This is a genomic window from Lentzea sp. CA-135723, from assembly GCF_050936595.1.
Classification (GTDB): domain Bacteria; phylum Actinomycetota; class Actinomycetes; order Mycobacteriales; family Pseudonocardiaceae; genus Lentzea.
Genome location: NZ_JBNJMK010000001.1, coordinates 100,296 through 119,596 on the forward strand (window position 1 = coordinate 100,296; position 19,301 = coordinate 119,596).

Sequence of the window (19,301 nt, forward strand, 5' to 3'; positions counted from 1 at the left end):
GCGGGGGCTCAGGTCTTGAACGGCGACCCGGCGCCCTCGGCGCGCGTGTGGCTGCGGCGCGCGGTCGCCGACAGCGGCATCGCGATGTCCTCCAGCGACTTGTTCTCCGCGTCCACCGCGAGGAACCGGGCGACCAGCCCGCCGCCGATCATGATCACCGCGCCGACCAGGTACCCGATGAACAGCCGCACGGGCTGGTCGCCGGTGCCGATCAGCGCGCCGTAGATCACCGGGCCGAGCGCGCCGAAGCACTGGGCGATGGCGAAGAAGACGCCGATCGCCTTCGCCCGCACCTCCAGCGGGAAGATCTCGCTCACCGTCAGGTACGCCGCGCTGGCACCCGCCGAGGCGAAGAAGAAGATCACGCACCACGCGATGGTCTGCGTGACCGCGTTCAACACTCCGCTGTAGAAGAGGACCGCGGTGACGGCGAGCAGGGCGCCGGAGACCGCGTAGGTCAGGAACAGCATGCGGCGGCGGCCGATGGTGTCGAAGAGGTGCCCGATCGTGAACGGTCCTACGAGGTTGCCGACCGCGAACGCGACCAGGTACAGCGGCGTCACCTCGGACGGCACGCCGTAGAACTTGCCCAGCACCAACGTGTACGTGAAGAAGATCGCGTTGTAGAGGAACGACTGGGTGATCATCAGGGTCGCGCCGAGCACCGCGCGGCTCGGGTACTCGCGGAACAGCACGCGGGCCAGCGCCAGGTAGCCGATCTGCTCGGCGGGCTTGACCTCGATGGCCTTCTTCTCGTCGACCGGCGGCAGGGCGGAGCCGGACTCCTTCTCGACCTCCTGCTCGATGCCGGTGATCGTCTGCTCGGCCTCGTCGTCGCGGCCGTGCATGATCTGCCAGCGCGGGCTCTCCGGCAGGTGCCTGCGCACCACCAGGATCACCAGGCCCAGCACCGGTCCGATGAGGAACCCGAGCCGCCAGCCGAGCGACAGTTCCACGTGGTTCAGCAGGATGTACGAGCCGAGCGTGCCGAGCACCGCGCCCGCCCAGTAGGTGCCGTTGACGGCGATGTCGACGCGGCCCCGGTAGCGCGCGGGGATGAGCTCGTCGATCGCCGAGTTGATCGCCGCGTACTCGCCGCCGATGCCCATGCCGGCGATGAACCTGGTGAGGTACAGGAACACCAGCCAGCCCGCGCCGTTGCCGAGCGTGAACGCGGTGAGGCCGGAGCCGACGAGGTAGACGCCGAGCGTGATCATGAACAGCTTGCGGCGGCCGAGCCGGTCGGACAGGTGCCCGAACCACAGCGCGCCGACCACCTCGCCGATCAGGTAGACGGTGGCGAGCAGGCCGACGGCGGTGGACGACAGCGCGAGCGTCTCGGGTTTGGTCAGCGTGTCGGCGATCGCGCTGGCGACCGTGATCTCGAGGCCGTCGAGGATCCATGCCACGCCCAGCGCGATGACCATCCGCGTGTGGAACGGCGACCAGGGCAACCTGTCGATTCTCGCGGGGATGAGCGTGCGCACACCGTCTGCCATGAGGCAGCGATACCCGGCCGTTCACCGGCGAAACAAAGGTACTTTGTCCGTTATCGGCAATATTGTTCGGAAAATGCTGTTCCTCAGGCAGGAATCGGGCGTTCGGCTAGAGCGGTGGCCACGGCGTGCAGGTTCGCGGCCATGGTGCGGCCGGTGTTCTCCGCCCACTCGTGGCCCTCGTCGGTGTCGGTGTAGCTCGGGCCGGGGCCGGGACCGCGGTTCCAGTAGGTCCAGGCCTGGCCGGGGATCGTGTAGCCGATGTCGCCGAGCCCGCCGCAGATCTCGCTGATGACGTGGTGCGCGCCGTCCTCGTTGCCGGTCACCACCACGCCCGCGACCCGGTTGTAGGCCACCGGCCGGTCCTGGTCGTCGGTCTCGGAGATCATCGCGTCCATCCGCTCCAGCGCGCGCTGGGCGAGCGACGACGGCCTGCCCACCCACGTCGGCGTGGCGAAGACCAGGATCTCGGCGTCGAGCAGCAGCGTGTGGATGTTCGGCCACTCGTCACCGCCGCCGAGGTCCGTCGTGACGCCGGGCGGGATCTCGTGGTCCGCCAGGCGGAACGTGGTGACCTCGACGTCCTTCTTGGACAGTTCGTCGATCACGACCTGGGCGAGCAGGTCGGTGTTGGACTTCTCCGGCGACTTCTTGAGGGTGCAGTTCAGCACGACGGCACGCATCGGGTTCTCCGTCCGGTCAGGACACTCGGGTGCCCGTGGGAGTGGCGGGCAGGCTCAGGCCGTAGTGGTTGAGCGTGCCCGGGAGCGGTTCGGTGAGCGCGGGGAACGACAGGTGCTCGCTCAGCGCGTCCAGCATCGTGGAGGCGGCGGCCAGGGCGAGGTCGCGGCCGGGGCATTCGCCCTCTCCCGCGCCGAACGGCACGATCGCCGGGTCGCGCGGGCCGTCCCACAGCTCGGGGGCGTAGCGGTCGGCGAACGGCAGGCGGTCGGGGTCGCGGTGGAAGAACGGCGTGTACACCACGAACTCGGTGTCCTCCGGTAGTGCCATGCCGTGCCAGCGGGTCGCGATCGTGCTGCGCCGCAGGAGCAACGGCGTGGTGGGCCACAGCCGCGCGGACTCCAGGACGCCGTTCACCCCGCGCGCCCCGATGGCGAGCGCGCGCATCGTGAGGACGCCGGCCGCGTCGAACCCCGACGGCGTGCCGCGGTCGTCGTTGCGCGCGTCGTCACCGCAGAAGATCCGGCGGGCGACGCGTCCCCACGTCTGGGCGAACGCGTCCCAGGTCAGCTCGCCGGTGCTCATGGCGTGCCGGGTGAGCAGGTCGGCCTCGTCCCGCACGATCGCCTCGGTCTTGACGTTCTCCGGCAACGGGACCTGGTCGCCGTGCGGGCTGCCGGTGAGCGGTGCGAACGGCTCGGGCGTGGCGGCGAGGAGCCTGCCCACGTCGGTCGGGTCGACCAGCACGGCGATGCTGCGGCCGGTGACGCGCAGCCGCACCGGTTCTGGCCCGTACCGGTCGCGCAGCCTGCGCATCGCGTCGATGGCGCGCGTGTCGGACTGGAGCTTCTCGGCCACCGCCAGGGCACCCGGCCCGCGGAACCGGCTCTTGGCGAGGGTGGGCAGCACGACCGTCGCGAGCACGCGAGTGGTGTCGAGTCTCGATGAGATCGCCATGCCCCCGGCTACCCGGTCACCCAGGTGTGAACCGTTCCGTCCGGGGTAATCGGTTCGCGAGGAGGTCGTCATGCCAGCGGGATCGAACGCGAAACGAGAACGGCAGTACGAGCACATCAAGGAGTCCGTGCAGGAGCGGGGCGGCTCGGCCAAGCGCGCGAAGGAGATCGCCGCGCGCACGGTGAACAAGAACCGCGCCCAGGCCGGCGAGTCGAAGACGGCGAGCAAGTCGTCCACACAGGACATGTCGCCGCAACGGCGCGGCGGGCTGCGGTCGGGCACCGACCGTCCCAAGGGCCTGACGAAGGCGCAGCTCTACAACGAGGCCAAGAAGAAGAACATAAAAGGCCGTTCCACGATGACGAAGAAGGAGCTCGCCTCCGCGCTCGGACGCTGACGTGCCCGAACAGTCCGAAGTGGACAAGACGGCGGCGCTCTCGATCCTCACCATGGAGCACAACACGTTGCAGATGATCCGCACGGCGACCATCACCGACGCGAGCGGCCGGGCGGGTCATCTGCTGACGACGATCTCCGCGTCCATGATCGCGCTCGGGTTCGTCGCCCAGGTCGTGCCGCTGCGGGTGCTGCTGACGTTGATGCTCGTCATCTTCACCGCGTTGTTCCTGATCGGCCTCGCCACGCTCTTCCGCACGGTCGAGCTCACCATCGAGGACGTCCAGGCAGGCCTGGGCATCAACCGCATCAGGGCCGTGTACGCGGAGCTCGAACCGTCCACCAGGAACGTCTTCGTGCGCCAGCTGCACGACGACACCCTCGGCGTCGAGGCCGACGGCGGCCAGACCGGCTGGCGCAAGGCCCGCCGGCCGCGGCTGATCGGCACGGCACTCGGCGTCGCCGGGCTCGTGAACCTCGTCAACGGACTCGTCGCCGGGGTGATCGCCGGCGCCGCGGCCGGTCTGCTGAACGCGGGCCTGGCGTGGTCGATCGTGCTCAGCGCGGTCGTGGCCGTGGCCGTGTTCAGCGGCTTCGGCATCGCACTCGGCCGCATCGGACGGCGTGGCATCGCGCCCATCGCCACGCGCTATCCGAGGACCCACCCGAACTGAAGGAGAACCACCATGCAGTACGACGTCGTCGACCTCATCATGCAGGACCACCGCGAGGTCGAGCGCCTGTTCGACGAGCTGAAGAACCACCCGGAGAAACGACCGCTGCTCACCCCGGTGCTCTGCGGCCTGCTCGTGGCGCACAGCCGCGCGGAGGAGTCCGAGGTCTACCCGGTGGCGAAGGACGCGGGTGGCGAGGACGAGGTCGAGCACAGCCAGGAGGAGCACGCCGAGGCCGAGCAGCTGCTCGCCAAGCTCCTCGACACCGACTACGACTCGCCCGCGTACGAGAAGGCGCTGAAGGACGTCGTCGACTCCATCACCCACCACGTGGAGGAAGAGGAGAAGACCGTGCTGCCAGGCATGCGGCAGCGGCTCAGCGCGACGCGCCGGTACGAGCTCGGCGAGCTGTTCGCGCGCAGCCGTGCCGACCACCTCGGTGAGCTGCCCGGCCAGGCGACCCGCGAGGAGCTCCTGGTCCAGGCCAAGAACATCGGGCTGGAGGGCGCGTCCTCGATGAGCAAGGCGCAGCTGCAGCGCGAGCTGCACAAGGCGGCCTCGCACTAGAGCCGGGTTCGGCCGGGCGGCCTGCTCGCGGTGACGCGGGCGGGCCGCCCGGCCGCGTCACCGGCGTTACGCTCCGGCGCATGGCTTCACCCGCGAACGAGCTGGGCGACTTCCTCCGTGCGTCCCGGGAACGACTCGACCCGGCGGCGCTCGGCTTCGCCGATGGGCCGTCCGGCCGTCGCGTGCCGGGGCTGCGGCGCCAGGAGGTCGCGGTGCTCGCGGGCGTGAGCGTCGACTACTACGCCCGGCTGGAACAGGGCCGCGAACGCAACCCCTCCGCGCAGGTGATCGGTGCGATCGGCGGTGCGCTGCGGCTCTCGCCGGACGCGCGGGACCACCTGCAGCGGCTGGCGGGGCTGCGACCGGGCACGACCTCGGACGTGCCCGGAGGCCAGGTCCACCCGGCACTGCTGGAGCTGCTGGAGGCGTTCTCGCGCGCCGCCGCGTACGTGTTGGGTCCCGCGTTCGACGTGCTCGCGACGAACGCGGTCGCCGACGCCCTGCTGTCTCCGTTCGGGCAGGAGCGGAGCATGCCGCGCATCCTGTTCACGCATCCCCAGGCGAAGGTGGTCTTCACGGACTGGGAGCTGCTGCGCACGGCGACCGTGCACGCGTTGCGCCTCAACGCAGGTCGCTTCCCCGCCGATGTCTCCATCGCCGCTCTCGTCGAGGAGCTGTCCGCGAGCTCGGCCGAGTTCGGCCGCCTGTGGAACAGCAACGACGTCGGCGGGCTCACCCGTGCGTTCAAGGTGTTCGTCCTGCCCGATGCCGGACGGATCGAGCTGACCTACCAGACCTTCGACGTGCACGACGCTCCCGGCCAGCAGCTGCTGGTGGGGACGCCGAAACCCGGCAGCGAGAGCGAGACGGCTCTCGCTCGCCTCGTCGCAGGGTAGGTGTGCCACACCCCGGCTGCCACGGCCTCCCTCAACGGCGGTTCCCGCTGTTCCATGGGCCCTGACGGTGATCACTGCCGTCTTCGTCACGGAACGGGAGCAAGCATGTCCACCCACACGGCCTTCACGATGACCATCGACGGCCGGGCCGTCGGCGGTCGCACCACCTTCGCCGTGGTCGACCCCGCGACCCTGCGCACCGCCGGTGCGGCACCGGCGTGCACGCCGGAGCAGCTGGACGAGGCCGTCGCCACGGCGCGCCGGGCCCAACCGGCCTGGGCCGCGCTCAGCGAGACGGACCGGCAGAAGCACCTCGTCGCGATCGCGGACGTGGTGGACGCCCACGCCGACGAACTGGCCGGGCTCGTCACGCTGGAGCAGGGCAAACCGCTCGCCCTCGCACTCGGCGAGGTCGGTGGTCTCAGCCACTGGCTGCGCGAGACCGCGACGCTCAGCCTTCCGTCCGCGGTGAACCAGGACGACGCCGAACGGCGCTCGGTCACCGCGCACGTCCCGCTCGGGGTGGTCGCGGCGATCACGCCGTGGAACTACCCGCTGGGCCAGCTGGGGTTCAAGCTCGGCCCGGCGCTGCTCGCGGGCAACGCGGTCGTGCTCAAGCCGTCGACCTTCACCCCGTTGTCTGCGCTGCGGCTCGGCGAGCTCCTGCGCGGCGTGCTGCCGCCCGGCGTGCTGAACGTCGTGTCCGGCCTCGACGAGCTGGGTCCGCTGGTGACCGCGCACCGGGGGTTCGACATGATCAGCTTCACCGGGTCGACCGAGACCGGCAGGGCGGTCGCGGCGAACGCGGCGGCCTCGCTGGCCCGCGTCACCCTGGAGCTCGGCGGCAACGACCCCGCGATCGTCCTCGCGGACGCCGACGTCGACGCCGTGGCCGAGCAGCTGTTCTGGGCGGCGTTCGCCAACTCGGGCCAGATCTGCCTCGCGGTCAAGCGGCTCTACGCCCACACCGACGTCTACGACCGGCTCGCGGCCAGGCTGACGGAGATCGCGGCTCAGGTCCGCGTGGGCAACGGGTTCGACGAGGGCGTGCGGCTCGGCCCGCTGTCGAACCGGCGCCAGCACGACAGGGTCGCCGGCCTGATCGCGGACGCCCGCGAGAACGGCTACGAGTTCCTCACCGGCGACGACGGCGAGACGCCGGGCGAGGGGTACTTCATCCGGCCCACGATCATCGGCGACCCGCCGGAGGACGCCCGCGTCGTGCGGGAGGAGCAGTTCGGGCCGGTGCTGCCGTTGCTGCGGTTCGACGACGTCGACGACGTGGTGGACCGCGCCAACGCGGGGGAGCACGGCCTGGGCGCCTCGGTGTGGACCTCTGACCCGGAGGCCGCGGTCGCGCTCGCGCGGCGGCTGCGGGCCGGCACGGTGTGGATCAACGAGGTCATGCACCTCTCGCCGCACGTGCCGTTCGGCGGCGTGAAGCAGTCCGGCCTCGGCGTGGAGAGCGGGCTCGCCGGCCTGCTCGAGTTCACCGAGCGCCAGACCGTCACCGTCAAGCACTGACCGCGGAGGACCCGGCGTGCCCGAGATCCTGGAGATCACCGTCGGGGTGCCTGCGCCGCACGGGTTTCCCGGCGATGTCGACGACCACGTCGAAGCTGTCCGCGTGCAGCCCGACGATCCCGCCGTCCACCGCACGGTCATCGGCGCGGGCCGAAGTCGCGGGACGACGGCACCAGCGCGGCCAGGGCGGGGGCCGCGAAGCAGATCACCGCGCAGGCCGCGAGCACGGTCTGCGCGCCGAACGCCGAGATCGCGGGGGCGATCAGGGCGAGGCCGACCGGTGCGAGGCCGTAGGACATCAGGAAGTCCAAAGAGGACACCCTGGCGAGCTTGGACGGCTCCACCTCGCGCTGGGTCGCGGTGAACCACGGCACGTTGAACAGCTCGATCCCCAGGCCCGCCACCGCGTAGGCGGCGATCACGACGAACGGGCTCACCGGCAGCAGCAGGCTCAGCGGCGCGAAGCCGTACAGGGCCAGGCCGGCCAGCGCGGTCCAGCCCGCGTGGCGCGGTCGCCAGCGGGAGATCAGCACCGCGCCGGCCAGCGCGCCGAGGGTGTAGGCGGTCAGCGCTCCGGCGAGCACGGCCTCCGTGCCGTAGCGGTCGCGGCTGACCAGGGGGAGCACAACTCCGGTGGCCGAGTAGCCGGTGGCGATCACGGCGGTCAGCGCGCCCAGGCCCGCGAGGAACCACGGGTGCCTGCGGGCTTCGCGCACGCCCTCCCAGAAGTCGGCGACGAAACCGGCGCCGGTGTGCGGGGCCCGCCGGCCGGTGCCCGCGGGCGGGACGAGTGCGGCGGCCAGCCACAGGGCGCCGATGCCGAGCAGCAGCACCTGGGTGTTCAACACCAGTGCCAGCAACGCGGTCAGGCCCGGCGCCACGAGGGTCGTGACGCGCACGGACAACGTCATCGCGGCATTGGCTTGCTGCCGCTGGTCTTCTGCGACCACCTCGGCCGTCAGTGCCTGGAACGCGGGGCGGCACGCGCCCTGGCCCGCGCCCATCGCGGCGGCGGCGACAGCGGCGACCAGCAGCGAGTTGCCCACGAAGGCGGCGAGGACCGGGGCCGCGAGCGCGGAGGTCAGGCCGGAGATCAGCACGACCCGGCGGCGGGCGTAGCGGTCGGCCAGCACGCCGCTGACCGGGACGGCGGCGAGGAAGCCCGCAGTGCGCGCGGCCAGCAGGACTCCCAGTTCCACGGCCGTGATCGAGCGCGAGAGAACGGCGAGACCCAGCACGAACGGCAGCGCCCAGGTCGCGATGCCCGACGCCGTGGTCGCGGTCCAGAGGCGGAGAAACGTCGTGCTGCGCAGCACCGAGGGCGTAGCGCGCGCTGTGTCGTGGACCACTCGTTCGACCTTCCGGCAGGGTTGCAATGAAAATGATTGTCGTTACAGTAGCGCACACCGATCGAGTGAACTTCTCTGGAGGATCCGATGTCTCACCCCGCCCGGCTCGGCCTGGCGCTGGTCGCGGTTCTCGCCGCCGGCTGCGCCACACCGGGAGGCGCCCAGACGCCGGCTGCGCAGTCGGTGGTGGTGGACAGCTGCGGCAAGCAGCTCACGTTCGCCGGCACGCCGCAACGGGTGGTCACGCTCGACCAGAACTCCACGGAGACGTTGCTGGCGCTGGGAGTCCAGGACCGGATGGCCGGCACCGCCAACGTCAAGACCAAGGTCGCGCCGCGCTTCGCCGGCGCCTACGCGAAGATCCCCGTGCTGTCGCCGAAGCTGCTCACCTCGGAACCGTTGCGCGCGGCCAACCCCGACCTGGTCGTGGCGTCGTTCGAGGCGCTCTTCACCGCGGACCGGGCCGGGACGCGCGACGAGCTGGCGGCCCTGGACGTGCCGGCGTTCGTGAGCGCGGTGAACTGCCCGGACGGCACGACCGCGCCGTTCGAGCGGCTGTTCCGCGACTACGAGAACTTCGGCAGGATCTTCGGCATCCAGGAGAAGGCGAATCAGCTCGCCGCCGAGCAACGGGCCGTCGTCGCGGAAGTCCAAGCGGTCAAACGGGATCCGGTGAAGGTCGTCTGGGTCTACTCGGTGTTCAAGGGCGTTCCGTACGTCGCCGGGCGGGACGGCATGCCGAGCCAGATGAGCAGGATCGCCGGTGCGGTCAACGTCTTCGACGACGTGGACCAGGAGTGGCCGGAGGCGTCGTGGGAGCAGATCGCGCGCCGCGACCCGGACGTGATCGTGGTCGGTGACCTGTCCGAGCGGGGCAACCCCGGTGACACGGCCGCCGAGAAGATCGCGATGATGCGCGAGCACCCGGTGGTGTCGCAGCTCAGGGCGTTGCGGGACAACAAGGTCATCGAACTGCCCGGCATCGAGATGGACCCGTCCGTGCGCACGGTCGACGCGCTGAAGGCGTTCGCCGCTGGTCTGGACAAGATCCGTGGCTGAGGCCGCGGTACTCGAACCTGTTGTCGTTCATAACTCGAAACCGTTGCCTCAGAAGAAGAACGCGGCCGTCGTGCTGAGTCTCGTCGTGCTCGTGGTTTCGATGGTGCTCGCGGTGCGGATCGGGGTGGGCGCGGGCTGGGCCGAGATCGGCCGGGCCGCGGGCGCCCGTCTCGGGTTGCCGGTGGTGCCGCTGCCGCGCCTGCTGGACTCGTTGATCTGGGACCTCCGGTTGCCTCGGGTGCTGCTCGCGGCACTGGTCGGAGCGGCGCTGGCGGTGTGCGGCGCGGTGCTGCAGAGCGTCACGCGGAACTCGCTGGCCGACCCGTACCTGCTCGGGGTGTCGTCCGGTGCCTCGACGGGCGCGGTGGTCGTGGTAGTGCTGGGGTTCGCCGGGTCGCAGCTCGGGGTGACCGGAGGTGCGCTGGCCGGCGCGCTGGTGGCGTTCGGGTTGCTGATGTTGTTGTTGCGGCGCACCGGGTTGGACTCGTCGCGGATCGTGCTCACCGGGGTCGTGGTGGGGCAGCTGTTCGCGGCGCTCACCTCGTTGGTCCTGTTGTCGTCCGGCGACGCCGACAGCATCCGGGCCGTGACGAACTGGCTGCTGGGCTCGCTCGCGTCGGCCCGCTGGACGTCGGTCGTCGTGTGCGCGGTGGTGCTCGGGGCCGGGCTGCTGGTGGCGTGGCTGTGCTCGGCGGCGCTGGACGGGTTCGCGTTCGGCGCCGACACCGCCTCCTCGTTGGGGGTCGACGTCCGGACCACGCGGATCGTGATGCTGGTGACCACCTCGGTGCTGACGGCCGTGGCCGTGGCGGCGGTCGGAGCTGTCGGGTTCGTCGGGCTGATCGTGCCGCACGGCGTGCGCTTCCTGGTGGGGCCGTTGCACCGGCGGCTGCTGCCGCTGTCGGCCGTGGCCGGGGCGGTGTTCCTGGTCTGGACGGACGCGCTGACCCGCGTGGTGTTCGCGCCGCTGGAGGTACCGGTGGGCGTGTTCACCGCGCTGCTGGGCGTGCCGCTGTTCCTGCTGGTGCTGCGCAGGCGGGGTGAGCTGTGAAGATCGAGGTGGACGGCCTGCGCTGGGGCGTCCCGGGCAAGACGATCGTGCGGGACGTGTCGCTCGTCGTCGCGCCGGGGGAGACCGTCGGGCTGATCGGGCCGAACGGGTCCGGCAAGTCGTCGTTGTTGCGGTGTGTGGCAGGACTTCGGGCGCCGACGGCGGGAGTCGTGCGGTACGACGGGGTGGAGATCGCGGCGTGGCCCGCTCGCGACCGGGCGCGCAAGCTCGCGTTCGTCGAGCAGACCGCCGACACGGACAGCGACCTGCGGGTGGCCGAGGTCGCGATGCTCGGCCGGACCGCGCACCGGTCGCGGTGGCGCGGGCCGTCCGCCGCGGATCACGCCATCGTGGCCGTGGAACTGGCGAAGCTCGACCTGACGGGGCTGGCCGACCGGCCGTGGAAGCAGCTCTCGGGCGGTGAACGGCAGCGCACCCATCTCGCGCGGGCGTTGGCACAGCGGACGTCGGCGTTGTTGCTGGACGAGCCCACGAACCACCTGGACGTGCGGCACCAGCTCGAGCTCATGGAGCTGGCGAGCCGGACGCCGCAGACCGTGGTCGTGGCACTGCACGACCTCGCGCTGGCCGCCCGGTACTGCGACCGGCTGGTCCTGATGCACGGCGGCGCGGTCGTCGCGTCCGGTACCGCGGAAGAGGTGCTGACCGCGCCGTTGCTGCGCGAGGTGTTCGACGTGGAAGCGGAGATCGGCCGCGACGACCTGGGCCACCTGGCCGTGGGGTACCGCGCGCCGGTCCGGACCGGAGGGGGAAGCGATGTCCACAGTGGATGACCTGATAGCCGAGGTGCTCGCGGGACGGCACGGGCCCGATCCGGCGTCGTTGCCCGCCACCAGCGTGTTCTGGGTGCACCACGGCACGCGGCTGGCCGGTGGCGACACCACCTACCGCAACCAGTACGTGCTGGCCAGGGTCGGGACCGCGTTCGGCGCCTGCGCGTTCGCGGAAGGCGAGGCCGACCCGGCGGTGTGCGCGAACTACTCCGGCGCGCCGGTCGCCTCGCTGCTGACCGAGGCACCGGCCCCGGTGCGGGTGGCTGCGCTAGACGCGTACCTGTCGAGCGTCAGTCCACATCGGACTTCCGGGGCCGAGCGGGTGGTTCTTCCCGTTGGCACGCCGGAGGAACGGGCTCGGGCACGTGATGCGGCCGTCGCCGGGCTGCTGGACGTGCCCGCCGGCGCCAAGGTCGCGTTGATCGGCGTGGTCAACCCGCTGGTGGCGGCGATCCGGGAGCGCGGTGCGGAATGCCTGCCGTGCGACCTGTCGTTGCGCACCACCCAGTGGGGCGATGCGGTGACCCCGGACATGCGGGACGTGCTCGGCGTCGCGGACGCCGTCGTGGCCACCGGGATGACGATCGGCAACGGCACGTTCGACGAGATCGTGCGGGTGTGCCGGTCACGTGAGGTACCGCTGGTCGTCTACGCGCAGACCGCGAGCGCCGTCGCCCGCCACTTCCTCGGCTCCGGAGTCACCGCCCTGTCCGCGGAGCCGTTCCCGTTCTCCCAGTTCAGCGCCGACGAGACGGCGCTGTACCGCTACCGGACATGAGAGAAGACGTGGACCACCACATCGCAGACGCCCTCAGCCGCCCCGCCCTCGTCCGCCTCGACTCCCACACCCTGTGCCTGCGCTTCGAGACCATGAAGGTGGCGTCGGCGCTGGAAGCCGTCCGGTACCTGCTGGAACGCGGCACGATCGCGCACGGGGACACGCTGGTCGACAGCTCCAGCGGGATCTACGCGCACGCCCTGGCGCTGGCCTGCCACCGGTACGGGCTGCACTGCCACATCGTCGCCTCCACGACCGTCGACCTGACGTTGCGCACCCAGTTGGAGATCCTCGGCGCCACGGTGGAGCCGATGCCGCCCTCGGCCAGCCTGAAGCTCGACCAGAGCAGGCGGGTGGCTCGGGTGCAGGAGATCCTGCGGGACCAGCCTCGGCACCACTGGATGCGGCAGTACCACGACGACGTCCACTACCGCGGGTACCGCGCGATCGCCGACCTGGTCCGGTCGCACGCCGACTGCTCGCGGCTGTCGGTCGTCGGCGGGGTCGGGACCGGGGCCTCCACCGGGGCGCTGGCCTCGTTCCTGCGGGAGACCTCGCCGGACGTCGAGCTGGTGGGGGTGCAGCCGTTCGACAGCGTCACGTTCGGCAGCGAGCACGTGCACGACCCGGAGATCATCATCGCCGGGATCGGCAGCTCCATCCCGTTCGACAACGTCGACCACACGCTCTACGACACCGTGCACTGGTTCGGGTTCGAGGCGGCTTTGTGCGGCGGGGTGGCGTTGCTGCGGGAGCACGCGATCTTCGCCGGGTTGTCGGCCGGTGCCGCGTACCTGGCGGCGCGGTGGGAGCAGCGGCTCGATCCTGAGCGGCAGGTCGTGGTGCTGGCTCCGGACACCGGGCACCGGTACGTCGAGGCCGCCTATTCGCGGCACGCGTCGGCGGCGCGGCCGGAGGAGTTGGAGCCACGGCAGATCGAGGTGCTGAGCGAGATGGACCTGCCGTGGTCCCGGATGCGGTGGGGGCGGGCCGAGGCGCCGCCCAGGGCTGTCAGCCGGACTGTCGCGGTCGCTTCCTGAAGCTCAGCGTCGCGAGGATGGCGATCGCTCGCTGGCGGGCGGTCGCCCTGGCCAGGGGACCCTGGCTCAGCTCTTTCGCCAGGTCCGGGTCGGAGGCTCGCAGGCGCCGTTCGATGTCGATCAACCGTTGCTGTTCCTGACCACTGAGCATGTCCCGCTCCCCAGGTCGGTTCGGCTGTCCGTTTTGGCCGTGTACCCGGTGAGGATTCCGGCTAAACCGGGTTCGGGGGCAGCGGATCCGGCGGAGGGCCAGGAGGTGTCGGATCCGGCGGAGGGCCGGGGTTCGGCGGGTTCGGTGGCTGGAACGGGTCCGGTGGTCGCGGCTGGTCCGGGCCGGGGGCGGGCGGCTGGTCCGGGCCCGGCGTCGGTGGCACCGGGTTGGGAGGTGGTACCGGCTGGTTCATGTGGTCCGGGTACCCGCTGGCTAAACCCTGGTCACAGGGCATTCGCGGCCGCTTCGAATTCGGTCGAAACAGCTAATGGCGTGGCATTCCTGCCCGACAATCCGTCCAGATTCTGTTTGGGTCCGGCGGAACGGGGCGAGGGTGGCGCTGTCCAGGGTGGGGTCGCAGGGGTGGTTCGTCGGTTCCGAGCAGACGCGCGGGCTGCAGTTCAGCGGCGCGGTCGAGTTGCTGAGGTTGCTGGACCGGGTGTCGTCGCGGACCCGGTGGCCGGGGCGGGACGTGCCGTTGCCGATCGTGTGGCTGCGGCGGCCCGCCGGGGTGGAGAGCCCTCTCGAGGCGTTGGCCGGCCGGGCTGTCGCCGCTCGGGGACGGCGCGTGCCCTACGCGTTGGTGGACGGGGCCCAGGCGGATCGGCGGCGGTTGCTCGACGACGCCGTGGGGCAGCTCGCCGGTGAGGTGCGCGGGGTGGCGCGGCTGCGGTTTCCGCACTACGCGCTGGCCGCGTGGTTGCTGGACCTGTCGTTGCCCGCCGGGGTCGAGGCGGACGACGAGGAACGGGCGATCGCCCGCGAGTTCCGGCAGCACCTGCGCGGGCGGGTCAGGGTCACCGCGGACGGGGCGCAGGACCTCGCCCAGGACTTCCCCTGGTGGATCCGGCTGATCATCGGGGTGATGCCCAGGATCGGCCTCGCGGTGATGGCTCTCGTGTGGCGGCCCGCCACCTGGGTGGGGGAGCAGGCGTTCGGCGGGCGGTCCCGGCGCGGGTTCTACCGGCTGGCACGGGCCGTGGTGAAGGAACGGCTGACCGAACGGCACGAGGACGAGGTCGGGGACCTGCTCATGCGGGCCTTGCTGGAGGACCTGCGGCGGTCGCACCGGCGGTGGACGATCCGGGGGACCGGGCGGCGGCGGACCGGGAACCCCTGGCTCCTGGTGGACAACGCCGAGGGGCAGTGGCTGGTCGGGGCCATCGCGAAGGCGCGCAGTGGTGTCCGCAGTGGACAGTCGTGGCGGGCGAACCCGTTGAGCAGGCCGGATCCGTTGCTGGTCATCGCCGCGGGGGAGTCGGAGGAGGCACCCCGCACGCACGCCGCTGACGCGCTGGCCGGGTACCACGACTGGTTGCGGCAGTTGTCGCGGTCGGACGACTGGGTGCTGAAGCTCGACACGGATGCGTCCGAGCCGGCGCGGGGGATTGTCGGTGCGCTGTCGGAGTTCCCGTCGATGAGGCTGCGGCGCGCGGTCGCGGCGCCGGTCGTGTTGCTGGTGCTGGCCGGGTCGCTGGTGGCGGTGCCGTTCCTGAACCACGCGCGGTGCGAGGAGTGGTGGTCGCCGTCTTTCCGGTCGCCGCTGGAACGGGTCGGGGCGGAGTGCGTCGGGGTGTCGGCGGATCCGTTGCGGCACTTCGTACCGGACACCGTGCCGGCGGAGGTGCGGCCGTCGCTGGAGGACGTGTACGGGCGGATCATGGCCGAGAACCGGAGGGTGGAGGCCCGGCCGGACGCGATCACCATCGTGTTCCTGAGCGTGCTGACCCCCAGCACCTCCAACAGCTTCCAGGCGTTGGTCGAGGAGCTGCGCGGCGTCTGGGTGGCGCAGAAGACCAGTGACGTGCCCATCCGGATGCTGCTCGCCAACGGCGGTGAGGGGCCGGGCGGGCGCGGGCTGGCGTCCGGGGACGTCGCGGTGGACAAGATCGTCGAACTGGCCGCGCGGGACCGGAGCGTGGTGGCCGTGACCGGGTTGTCGATCAGCACGGACACCGCGCGGTCCGTGGTGAAGCGGTTGGGCAGCAACGCCTTGCCCATCATCGGCACGCTCACGTCGTCGGACGACATGGCGTTGATCAACGAGTACTACTACCAGATCGCGCCGAACAACCTGCGCGAGGCGCGCGTCGCGGCCTACTACGCGAAGACGCGGCTGAACGTCACCGACGTGGCGATCTTCTACTCAGGCGACCGCACCGACCGGTACAGCCAGAACCTCGCCGAGGGCGCGAAGGCCTCGTTCGCCGAGCGGGGGATCGCGGTCAGCCAGTACAAGTCTTACCGGGTGGCGAACGACGACGAGGGCCTCGCGCCCGCGAGCCTCGGGCAGGGCGCCTGTCCCGCCGAGGCCAAGCCGGGGTACGCGATCTTCTACGTCGGGCGCTCGCAGAACCTCGCCGAGTTCCTGCGCGGCATGAACAGCAGGTGCCAGGGCCGCACGCCGCCGGTGATCGCGAGCGACTCGTCGACCCGGTTCATCCTGGAGGGGACGATGGCGCAGTTCCCCAACGTGCGGCTGGACTACGTGTCGTTCGCGAGCCCCGCCGCGTGGCGGGACTGCGCGAAGGTGCCGTTCTACAAGAACTACCTCGACGTGTTCCGCAGGACGTGCCAGTCGATCGGCGACGGCCGGTCGGCCACCGCCTACGACGCGATGCAGGTGCTCGTGGAGGGCGTGCGGCAGGTGCGCAGGACCGACCCCGGCGCGCGGGTGCGGGAGGGGCTGCTCGCGGGCATCGGCAGCATCCGGCCGGACAACGCCATCCAGGGCGCTACCGGCACGATCGGGTTCGGCGCGAGCACGCGGTTGCCGTCCGACAAGGCGGTGCTGATCCTGCAGGGCAACACGGACACGACCTCGACGCCGTTGCTGCTGTGCGGCGAGCTGCCGTTCCGCGAGGACCTCGTGGTGCCGCCGGACCACGAAGGGTGCCCGCGCGATGTGACCCCCTAGCGCTCGGGGCCGAGCACCGGCTTCACGTCCACGATCGGTGTGCCGTCGATCGCCTCCAGGTGCGCGACCCGCACGTTCAGCCCCTCGACCGACGTGATCCGCACGTGGTGCAGGCCGATCGGGTTCGGGCGGTCCGGCGACCGGGTCGAGAACACCCCGGTCTCGGCGCGGTCCGGGTCGCTGCGCGGGTGCACGGCCAGCACCGAGCGGTCGGCGCGGTCGAGCCACGTGAGGACCAGTACGTCCTGGCCCGGCGACAGTTCGCGCATCGCCCGCGCGTACTCGGGCGCGAACACCAGCGCCGCTTCCGGTGCGCCCTCGTCGGGCTGCTTGGGCGCGGCCGAGCGGTCGGTGAGGGGTGATTCGACGTGGCCGATGGGCTGCAGTTTCATCAAGTCCCGCAGAAGGTCCGGTAGGTGGCGCTGAAATCCCGCGGCGCGGGAGCCGCGAAGTATTCCAGGCCGGGCCGTTCGCCGAACGGGGAGGTAACCGCTTTCAGCAACCGGTCGAACGGGCCCATGTCACCGTCGGCGCCGGCCGCCAGCGCCTCCTCCACGAGGTGGTTGCGCGGGATGTAGACGGGGTTCACGCTGTCCATCAGCGGGGCGTCCGGGCCGAGCTCGCGCCAGCGCGCGATCCAGGCGTCGATCGAGGCCAGGTCGAGGAACAACGACCGCGCGGGTTCCGCGTCGCCACGGGCCGCGTGCGACAGCAGGTGGAAGAACGACGTGAAGTCGACGTGGTTCTCCTGCATCAGCGCCAGCAGGTCCTTCAGCAACGGCTTCACGTCGCCGGACAGCCCGAGCTTCGCCGCCATGCCGTCGATCCACACCGACTCGAAGTGCGCGTCGAACGTCCGCAGCGTCGCGAGGGCCAGCTGCACGGCCTCGTCCTCGTCGTCGGCGAACAACGGCAGCAGTGCCTCGGCGAGCCGGGCCAGGTTCCACTCGGCGATGATCGGCTGGTTCCCGTACGCGTACCGGCCGCGGTGGTCGATGGAGCTGTACTTCGTCGTCGGGTCGTAGGCCTCCATGAACGCGCACGGGCCGTAGTCGATCGTCTCGCCGGAGATCGTCATGTTGTCCGTGTTCATCACGCCGTGGATGAACCCGACGAGCATCCAGCGCGCCACCAACGACGCCTGGGCGGCCACCACGTGCGCGAACAGCTCCAGGTAGGTGCTGCCGGGGTGGTGGCGGGCGATCGCGTGGTCGGCGAGACGGCGCAGCAGGTCGAGGTCGCCGGTGTTGCGCGCGTACTGGAAGCTGCCGACGCGCAGGTGCGACGCGGCCACGCGGGCCAGCACGGCACCGGCGAGCGGCTCCTCCCGCTGCACCACGTGCCCGGTGGAGACGACGGCGAGCGCCCGGGTCGTCGGGATGCCCAGCGCGTGCATGGCCTCGCTGACGACGTGTTCGCGCAACATCGGGCCGACGGCGGCCAGTCCGTCGCCGCCGCGCGCGAACGGCGTGCGGCCCGACCCCTTCAGGTGGAGGTCGCGCAACCGGCCCTCGGTGTCGGTCAGTTCGCCGAGGAGCAACGCGCGGCCGTCGCCGAGCCGGGGGCTGTAGCCGCCGAACTGGTGACCCGCGTACGCCTGCGCGACGCCGGGGGCATTGTTGCCCGTGAGAAAGGGCAGACCCTCCGCGCGCAGCCACTCCGGATCGAGCCCCAGATCGCGTGCGAGCTGCTCGTTGAGGACCAGGAGTTCCGGTTCGGCGACCGGTTCGGCCTTCCACGAGACCGCCATCTCGGGGACCGCGGTCGCGAAATCGCTGCTCAGGCTGATGTTCACGGCGTCAACGGTACCGGCTGCGCTCCGGAACGCGTGTGATCGCGGTCTCAACTTGAACTTCGCTGAACCGTTCTGGGAGCGTGCCCGTGACAGTGGTGAACAGGTTGATGAGTCCACTCAGGAATGAGAAGAAACCAATGCGTCGCAAGCAAGTTGGGATCGTTGCTGCCCTTTTGGCGATCGGTGTTGTCACGCTGACCGCGTGCGGTCAGGGCGCCACGCAGTCCGGCTCTGCCGCCCCTGCCCAGGAGCAGGCCCAGGTTGAGAACGCGGCTGACAACGCGGTCGAGACCGACGCGACGTCCGGTGTGGATCTGTTGCGCGGCACCGCGAACTCCAACAAGGCCGACCAGAACACCGGTGACCGCGCCCCCGAGAACGCGCCGGTCGAGACCAGGCAGAAGTGGGTCGAGCTGCGCGCAGGCAACGCCGGTGGCCTGGAACCCGCCGTCGTGAACGGGAAAGGCCTTTCCGTCTACTGGTTCAGCGACGACCCGGTGAACGGCGGGGTGTCGAACTGCAACGGCGACTGCGCGAAGACCTGGCCGCCCATCACCGTCACCAAGGGCACGCGGTTGTTCTTCCCCGGCATCCGCCGCGAGAACATCAACTTCATCAAGCGCCAGGACGGCCAGTTCCAGGTCACCATCGGCGGCCGCCCCGCCTACCTCTTCAACAAGGACAAGAAGGCCGGCGACATCCTCGGCCAGAACGTCGGCGGCAAGTGGTTCGTGATGAACCCCGAGGGCAAGCGCGCCGTGCCGAAGGCCGAGGCGCCGGGCCAGAACAACGGTCAGCAGGGCCAGCCGGCGCCGGGTGCCAAGCCCGCGAGCTCCGTGACCTTCTTCCAGGGCAAGAACCAGAAGGACTTCGGCGACAGCTTCGCGGTCGGCGTCAAGGTCGAGAAGACCTGCCAGGACCTCCGCGGCGGCTTCCTGTCGCTGAACCCGGACGGCGCCGTGAAGATCTGGTCGGAGCCGGGCTGCAAGGGCAAGTCCGCCGTGGTGAGCGACGCGGTGAACGACGCGTCCGCCGCCCCGGTCGGCTTCCCAGAGGGCGTCAAGTCCTACATCGCCGCCTGACCCTGATCGGGTGAACGACCAGGGCCGCCGGAGC

Annotated in this window: 20 protein-coding genes; 12 read left to right on the top strand and 8 right to left on the bottom strand. The window is 70.9% G+C overall.

The genetic code is table 11. From position 1 onward, the window contains the following. Nucleotides 1–8: 8 nt before the first annotated feature. The 3 genes from ACQEU1_RS00385 to ACQEU1_RS00395 form a co-directional block, all read right to left on the bottom strand. Nucleotides 9–1,499, bottom strand: a complete 1,491-nt coding sequence (locus ACQEU1_RS00385; RefSeq protein ID WP_433194927.1) for an MFS transporter — start codon at nucleotides 1,497–1,499, stop codon at nucleotides 9–11. A gap of 83 nt (nucleotides 1,500–1,582) precedes the next feature. Next, the gene (locus ACQEU1_RS00390; protein WP_433194929.1) at nucleotides 1,583–2,179 is read right to left on the bottom strand and encodes a flavodoxin family protein; all 597 of its coding nucleotides are present in this window, start codon (nucleotides 2,177–2,179) and stop codon (nucleotides 1,583–1,585) included. A 16-nt stretch (nucleotides 2,180–2,195) separates the two neighbouring features. Further along, nucleotides 2,196–3,134: a cytochrome P450 gene (locus ACQEU1_RS00395; RefSeq protein ID WP_433194931.1), complete on the bottom strand. Its 939-nt coding sequence runs from the start codon at nucleotides 3,132–3,134 to the stop codon at nucleotides 2,196–2,198. Between the two features lie 70 nt (nucleotides 3,135–3,204). Here ACQEU1_RS00395 and ACQEU1_RS00400 point away from each other — a divergent pair, with 70 nt between their 5' ends. The 5 genes from ACQEU1_RS00400 to ACQEU1_RS00420 all read left to right on the top strand — a co-directional run bounded on the left by ACQEU1_RS00400 (nucleotide 3,205) and on the right by ACQEU1_RS00420 (nucleotide 7,191). Continuing rightward, entirely contained in the window at nucleotides 3,205–3,531 is a 327-nt protein-coding gene (locus ACQEU1_RS00400) for a plasmid stabilization protein (RefSeq protein ID WP_433194933.1), read from the top strand. Nucleotide 3,532: 1 nt separating this feature from the next. Beyond that, nucleotides 3,533–4,204 (top strand): hypothetical protein, encoded by a 672-nt coding sequence (locus tag ACQEU1_RS00405; protein WP_433194935.1) that lies wholly within the window; start codon nucleotides 3,533–3,535, stop codon nucleotides 4,202–4,204. A 12-nt stretch (nucleotides 4,205–4,216) separates the two neighbouring features. Beyond that, complete coding sequence (locus ACQEU1_RS00410) at nucleotides 4,217–4,771, top strand: hemerythrin domain-containing protein (protein WP_433194937.1); 555 nt, start codon at nucleotides 4,217–4,219, stop codon at nucleotides 4,769–4,771. Nucleotides 4,772–4,851: 80 nt separating this feature from the next. Then, nucleotides 4,852–5,667 carry a helix-turn-helix transcriptional regulator gene (locus ACQEU1_RS00415; RefSeq protein ID WP_433194939.1) on the top strand — a complete coding sequence of 272 codons (816 nt, stop codon included), beginning with the start codon at nucleotides 4,852–4,854 and terminating at the stop codon, nucleotides 5,665–5,667. A gap of 105 nt (nucleotides 5,668–5,772) precedes the next feature. After that, nucleotides 5,773–7,191 (top strand): aldehyde dehydrogenase family protein, encoded by a 1,419-nt coding sequence (locus ACQEU1_RS00420; protein ID WP_433194941.1) that lies wholly within the window; start codon nucleotides 5,773–5,775, stop codon nucleotides 7,189–7,191. Here the strand turns inward: ACQEU1_RS00420 and ACQEU1_RS00425 are convergent. Both ACQEU1_RS00425 and ACQEU1_RS00430 read right to left on the bottom strand, forming a co-directional pair. Beyond that, nucleotides 7,181–7,321 carry a hypothetical protein gene (locus ACQEU1_RS00425; protein WP_433194943.1) on the bottom strand — a complete coding sequence of 47 codons (141 nt, stop codon included), beginning with the start codon at nucleotides 7,319–7,321 and terminating at the stop codon, nucleotides 7,181–7,183. The two genes, ACQEU1_RS00420 and ACQEU1_RS00425, sit on opposite strands and share 11 nt — an antisense overlap. Before the next feature lie 7 nt (nucleotides 7,322–7,328). Further along, nucleotides 7,329–8,507: an MFS transporter gene (locus ACQEU1_RS00430; protein WP_433211243.1), complete on the bottom strand. Its 1,179-nt coding sequence runs from the start codon at nucleotides 8,505–8,507 to the stop codon at nucleotides 7,329–7,331. A 120-nt stretch (nucleotides 8,508–8,627) separates the two neighbouring features. Here ACQEU1_RS00430 and ACQEU1_RS00435 point away from each other — a divergent pair, with 120 nt between their 5' ends. The 5 genes from ACQEU1_RS00435 to ACQEU1_RS00455 are packed head-to-tail and all read left to right on the top strand — an operon-like array spanning nucleotide 8,628 to nucleotide 13,262. Continuing rightward, a complete protein-coding gene (locus ACQEU1_RS00435) occupies nucleotides 8,628–9,599 on the top strand; it encodes an ABC transporter substrate-binding protein (protein ID WP_433194945.1) in 972 nt (323 codons plus the stop codon). A 43-nt stretch (nucleotides 9,600–9,642) separates the two neighbouring features. Next, a complete protein-coding gene (locus tag ACQEU1_RS00440; protein ID WP_433194947.1) occupies nucleotides 9,643–10,650 on the top strand; it encodes a FecCD family ABC transporter permease in 1,008 nt (335 codons plus the stop codon). Next, nucleotides 10,647–11,444, top strand: coding sequence for an ABC transporter ATP-binding protein (locus ACQEU1_RS00445; protein WP_433194949.1), 798 nt, complete (start codon nucleotides 10,647–10,649; stop codon nucleotides 11,442–11,444). Before ACQEU1_RS00440 ends, ACQEU1_RS00445 begins: the two co-directional genes overlap by 4 nt. After that, complete coding sequence (locus ACQEU1_RS00450) at nucleotides 11,428–12,222, top strand: Rossmann-like domain-containing protein (RefSeq protein WP_433194951.1); 795 nt, start codon at nucleotides 11,428–11,430, stop codon at nucleotides 12,220–12,222. Before ACQEU1_RS00445 ends, ACQEU1_RS00450 begins: the two co-directional genes overlap by 17 nt. Further along, on the top strand, nucleotides 12,219–13,262 hold the full coding sequence (locus tag ACQEU1_RS00455) for a pyridoxal-phosphate dependent enzyme (RefSeq protein WP_433194953.1): 1,044 nt from the start codon (nucleotides 12,219–12,221) through the stop codon (nucleotides 13,260–13,262). Before ACQEU1_RS00450 ends, ACQEU1_RS00455 begins: the two co-directional genes overlap by 4 nt. Here the strand turns inward: ACQEU1_RS00455 and ACQEU1_RS00460 are convergent. Continuing rightward, nucleotides 13,234–13,413, bottom strand: a complete 180-nt coding sequence (locus ACQEU1_RS00460; protein WP_433194955.1) for a DUF3040 domain-containing protein — start codon at nucleotides 13,411–13,413, stop codon at nucleotides 13,234–13,236. The genes ACQEU1_RS00455 and ACQEU1_RS00460 overlap by 29 nt on opposite strands. Nucleotides 13,414–13,807: 394 nt before the next feature. Here ACQEU1_RS00460 and ACQEU1_RS00465 point away from each other — a divergent pair, with 394 nt between their 5' ends. Continuing rightward, a complete protein-coding gene (locus tag ACQEU1_RS00465) occupies nucleotides 13,808–16,390 on the top strand; it encodes a hypothetical protein (protein WP_433194957.1) in 2,583 nt (860 codons plus the stop codon). Here the strand turns inward: ACQEU1_RS00465 and tsaA are convergent. Both tsaA and ACQEU1_RS00475 read right to left on the bottom strand, forming a co-directional pair. Then, a complete protein-coding gene (gene tsaA / locus ACQEU1_RS00470; protein ID WP_433194959.1) occupies nucleotides 16,387–16,782 on the bottom strand; it encodes a tRNA (N6-threonylcarbamoyladenosine(37)-N6)-methyltransferase TrmO in 396 nt (131 codons plus the stop codon). The two genes, ACQEU1_RS00465 and tsaA, sit on opposite strands and share 4 nt — an antisense overlap. Continuing rightward, nucleotides 16,782–18,185, bottom strand: coding sequence for a protein adenylyltransferase SelO (locus ACQEU1_RS00475; protein WP_433194961.1), 1,404 nt, complete (start codon nucleotides 18,183–18,185; stop codon nucleotides 16,782–16,784). Before ACQEU1_RS00475 ends, tsaA begins: the two co-directional genes overlap by 1 nt. 137 nt (nucleotides 18,186–18,322) lie before the next feature. Between ACQEU1_RS00475 and ACQEU1_RS00480 the strand changes: the two genes are divergently transcribed. Next, a complete protein-coding gene (locus tag ACQEU1_RS00480; RefSeq protein WP_433194963.1) occupies nucleotides 18,323–19,267 on the top strand; it encodes a COG4315 family predicted lipoprotein in 945 nt (314 codons plus the stop codon). The last annotated feature ends 34 nt before the right edge of the window (nucleotides 19,268–19,301 follow it).

Coding starts and splice junctions, on each gene's coding strand:
- ACQEU1_RS00385 (WP_433194927.1), bottom strand. CDS start 1,499: ATGGCAGACGGTGTGCGCACGCTCATCCCCGCGAGAATCGACAGGTTG.
- ACQEU1_RS00390 (WP_433194929.1), bottom strand. CDS start 2,179: ATGCGTGCCGTCGTGCTGAACTGCACCCTCAAGAAGTCGCCGGAGAAG.
- ACQEU1_RS00395 (WP_433194931.1), bottom strand. CDS start 3,134: ATGGCGATCTCATCGAGACTCGACACCACTCGCGTGCTCGCGACGGTC.
- ACQEU1_RS00400 (WP_433194933.1), top strand. CDS start 3,205: ATGCCAGCGGGATCGAACGCGAAACGAGAACGGCAGTACGAGCACATC.
- ACQEU1_RS00410 (WP_433194937.1), top strand. CDS start 4,217: ATGCAGTACGACGTCGTCGACCTCATCATGCAGGACCACCGCGAGGTC.
- ACQEU1_RS00415 (WP_433194939.1), top strand. CDS start 4,852: ATGGCTTCACCCGCGAACGAGCTGGGCGACTTCCTCCGTGCGTCCCGG.
- ACQEU1_RS00420 (WP_433194941.1), top strand. CDS start 5,773: ATGTCCACCCACACGGCCTTCACGATGACCATCGACGGCCGGGCCGTC.
- ACQEU1_RS00435 (WP_433194945.1), top strand. CDS start 8,628: ATGTCTCACCCCGCCCGGCTCGGCCTGGCGCTGGTCGCGGTTCTCGCC.
- ACQEU1_RS00450 (WP_433194951.1), top strand. CDS start 11,428: ATGTCCACAGTGGATGACCTGATAGCCGAGGTGCTCGCGGGACGGCAC.
- ACQEU1_RS00455 (WP_433194953.1), top strand. CDS start 12,219: ATGAGAGAAGACGTGGACCACCACATCGCAGACGCCCTCAGCCGCCCC.
- ACQEU1_RS00460 (WP_433194955.1), bottom strand. CDS start 13,413: ATGCTCAGTGGTCAGGAACAGCAACGGTTGATCGACATCGAACGGCGC.
- tsaA (WP_433194959.1), bottom strand. CDS start 16,782: ATGAAACTGCAGCCCATCGGCCACGTCGAATCACCCCTCACCGACCGC.
- ACQEU1_RS00480 (WP_433194963.1), top strand. CDS start 18,323: ATGCGTCGCAAGCAAGTTGGGATCGTTGCTGCCCTTTTGGCGATCGGT.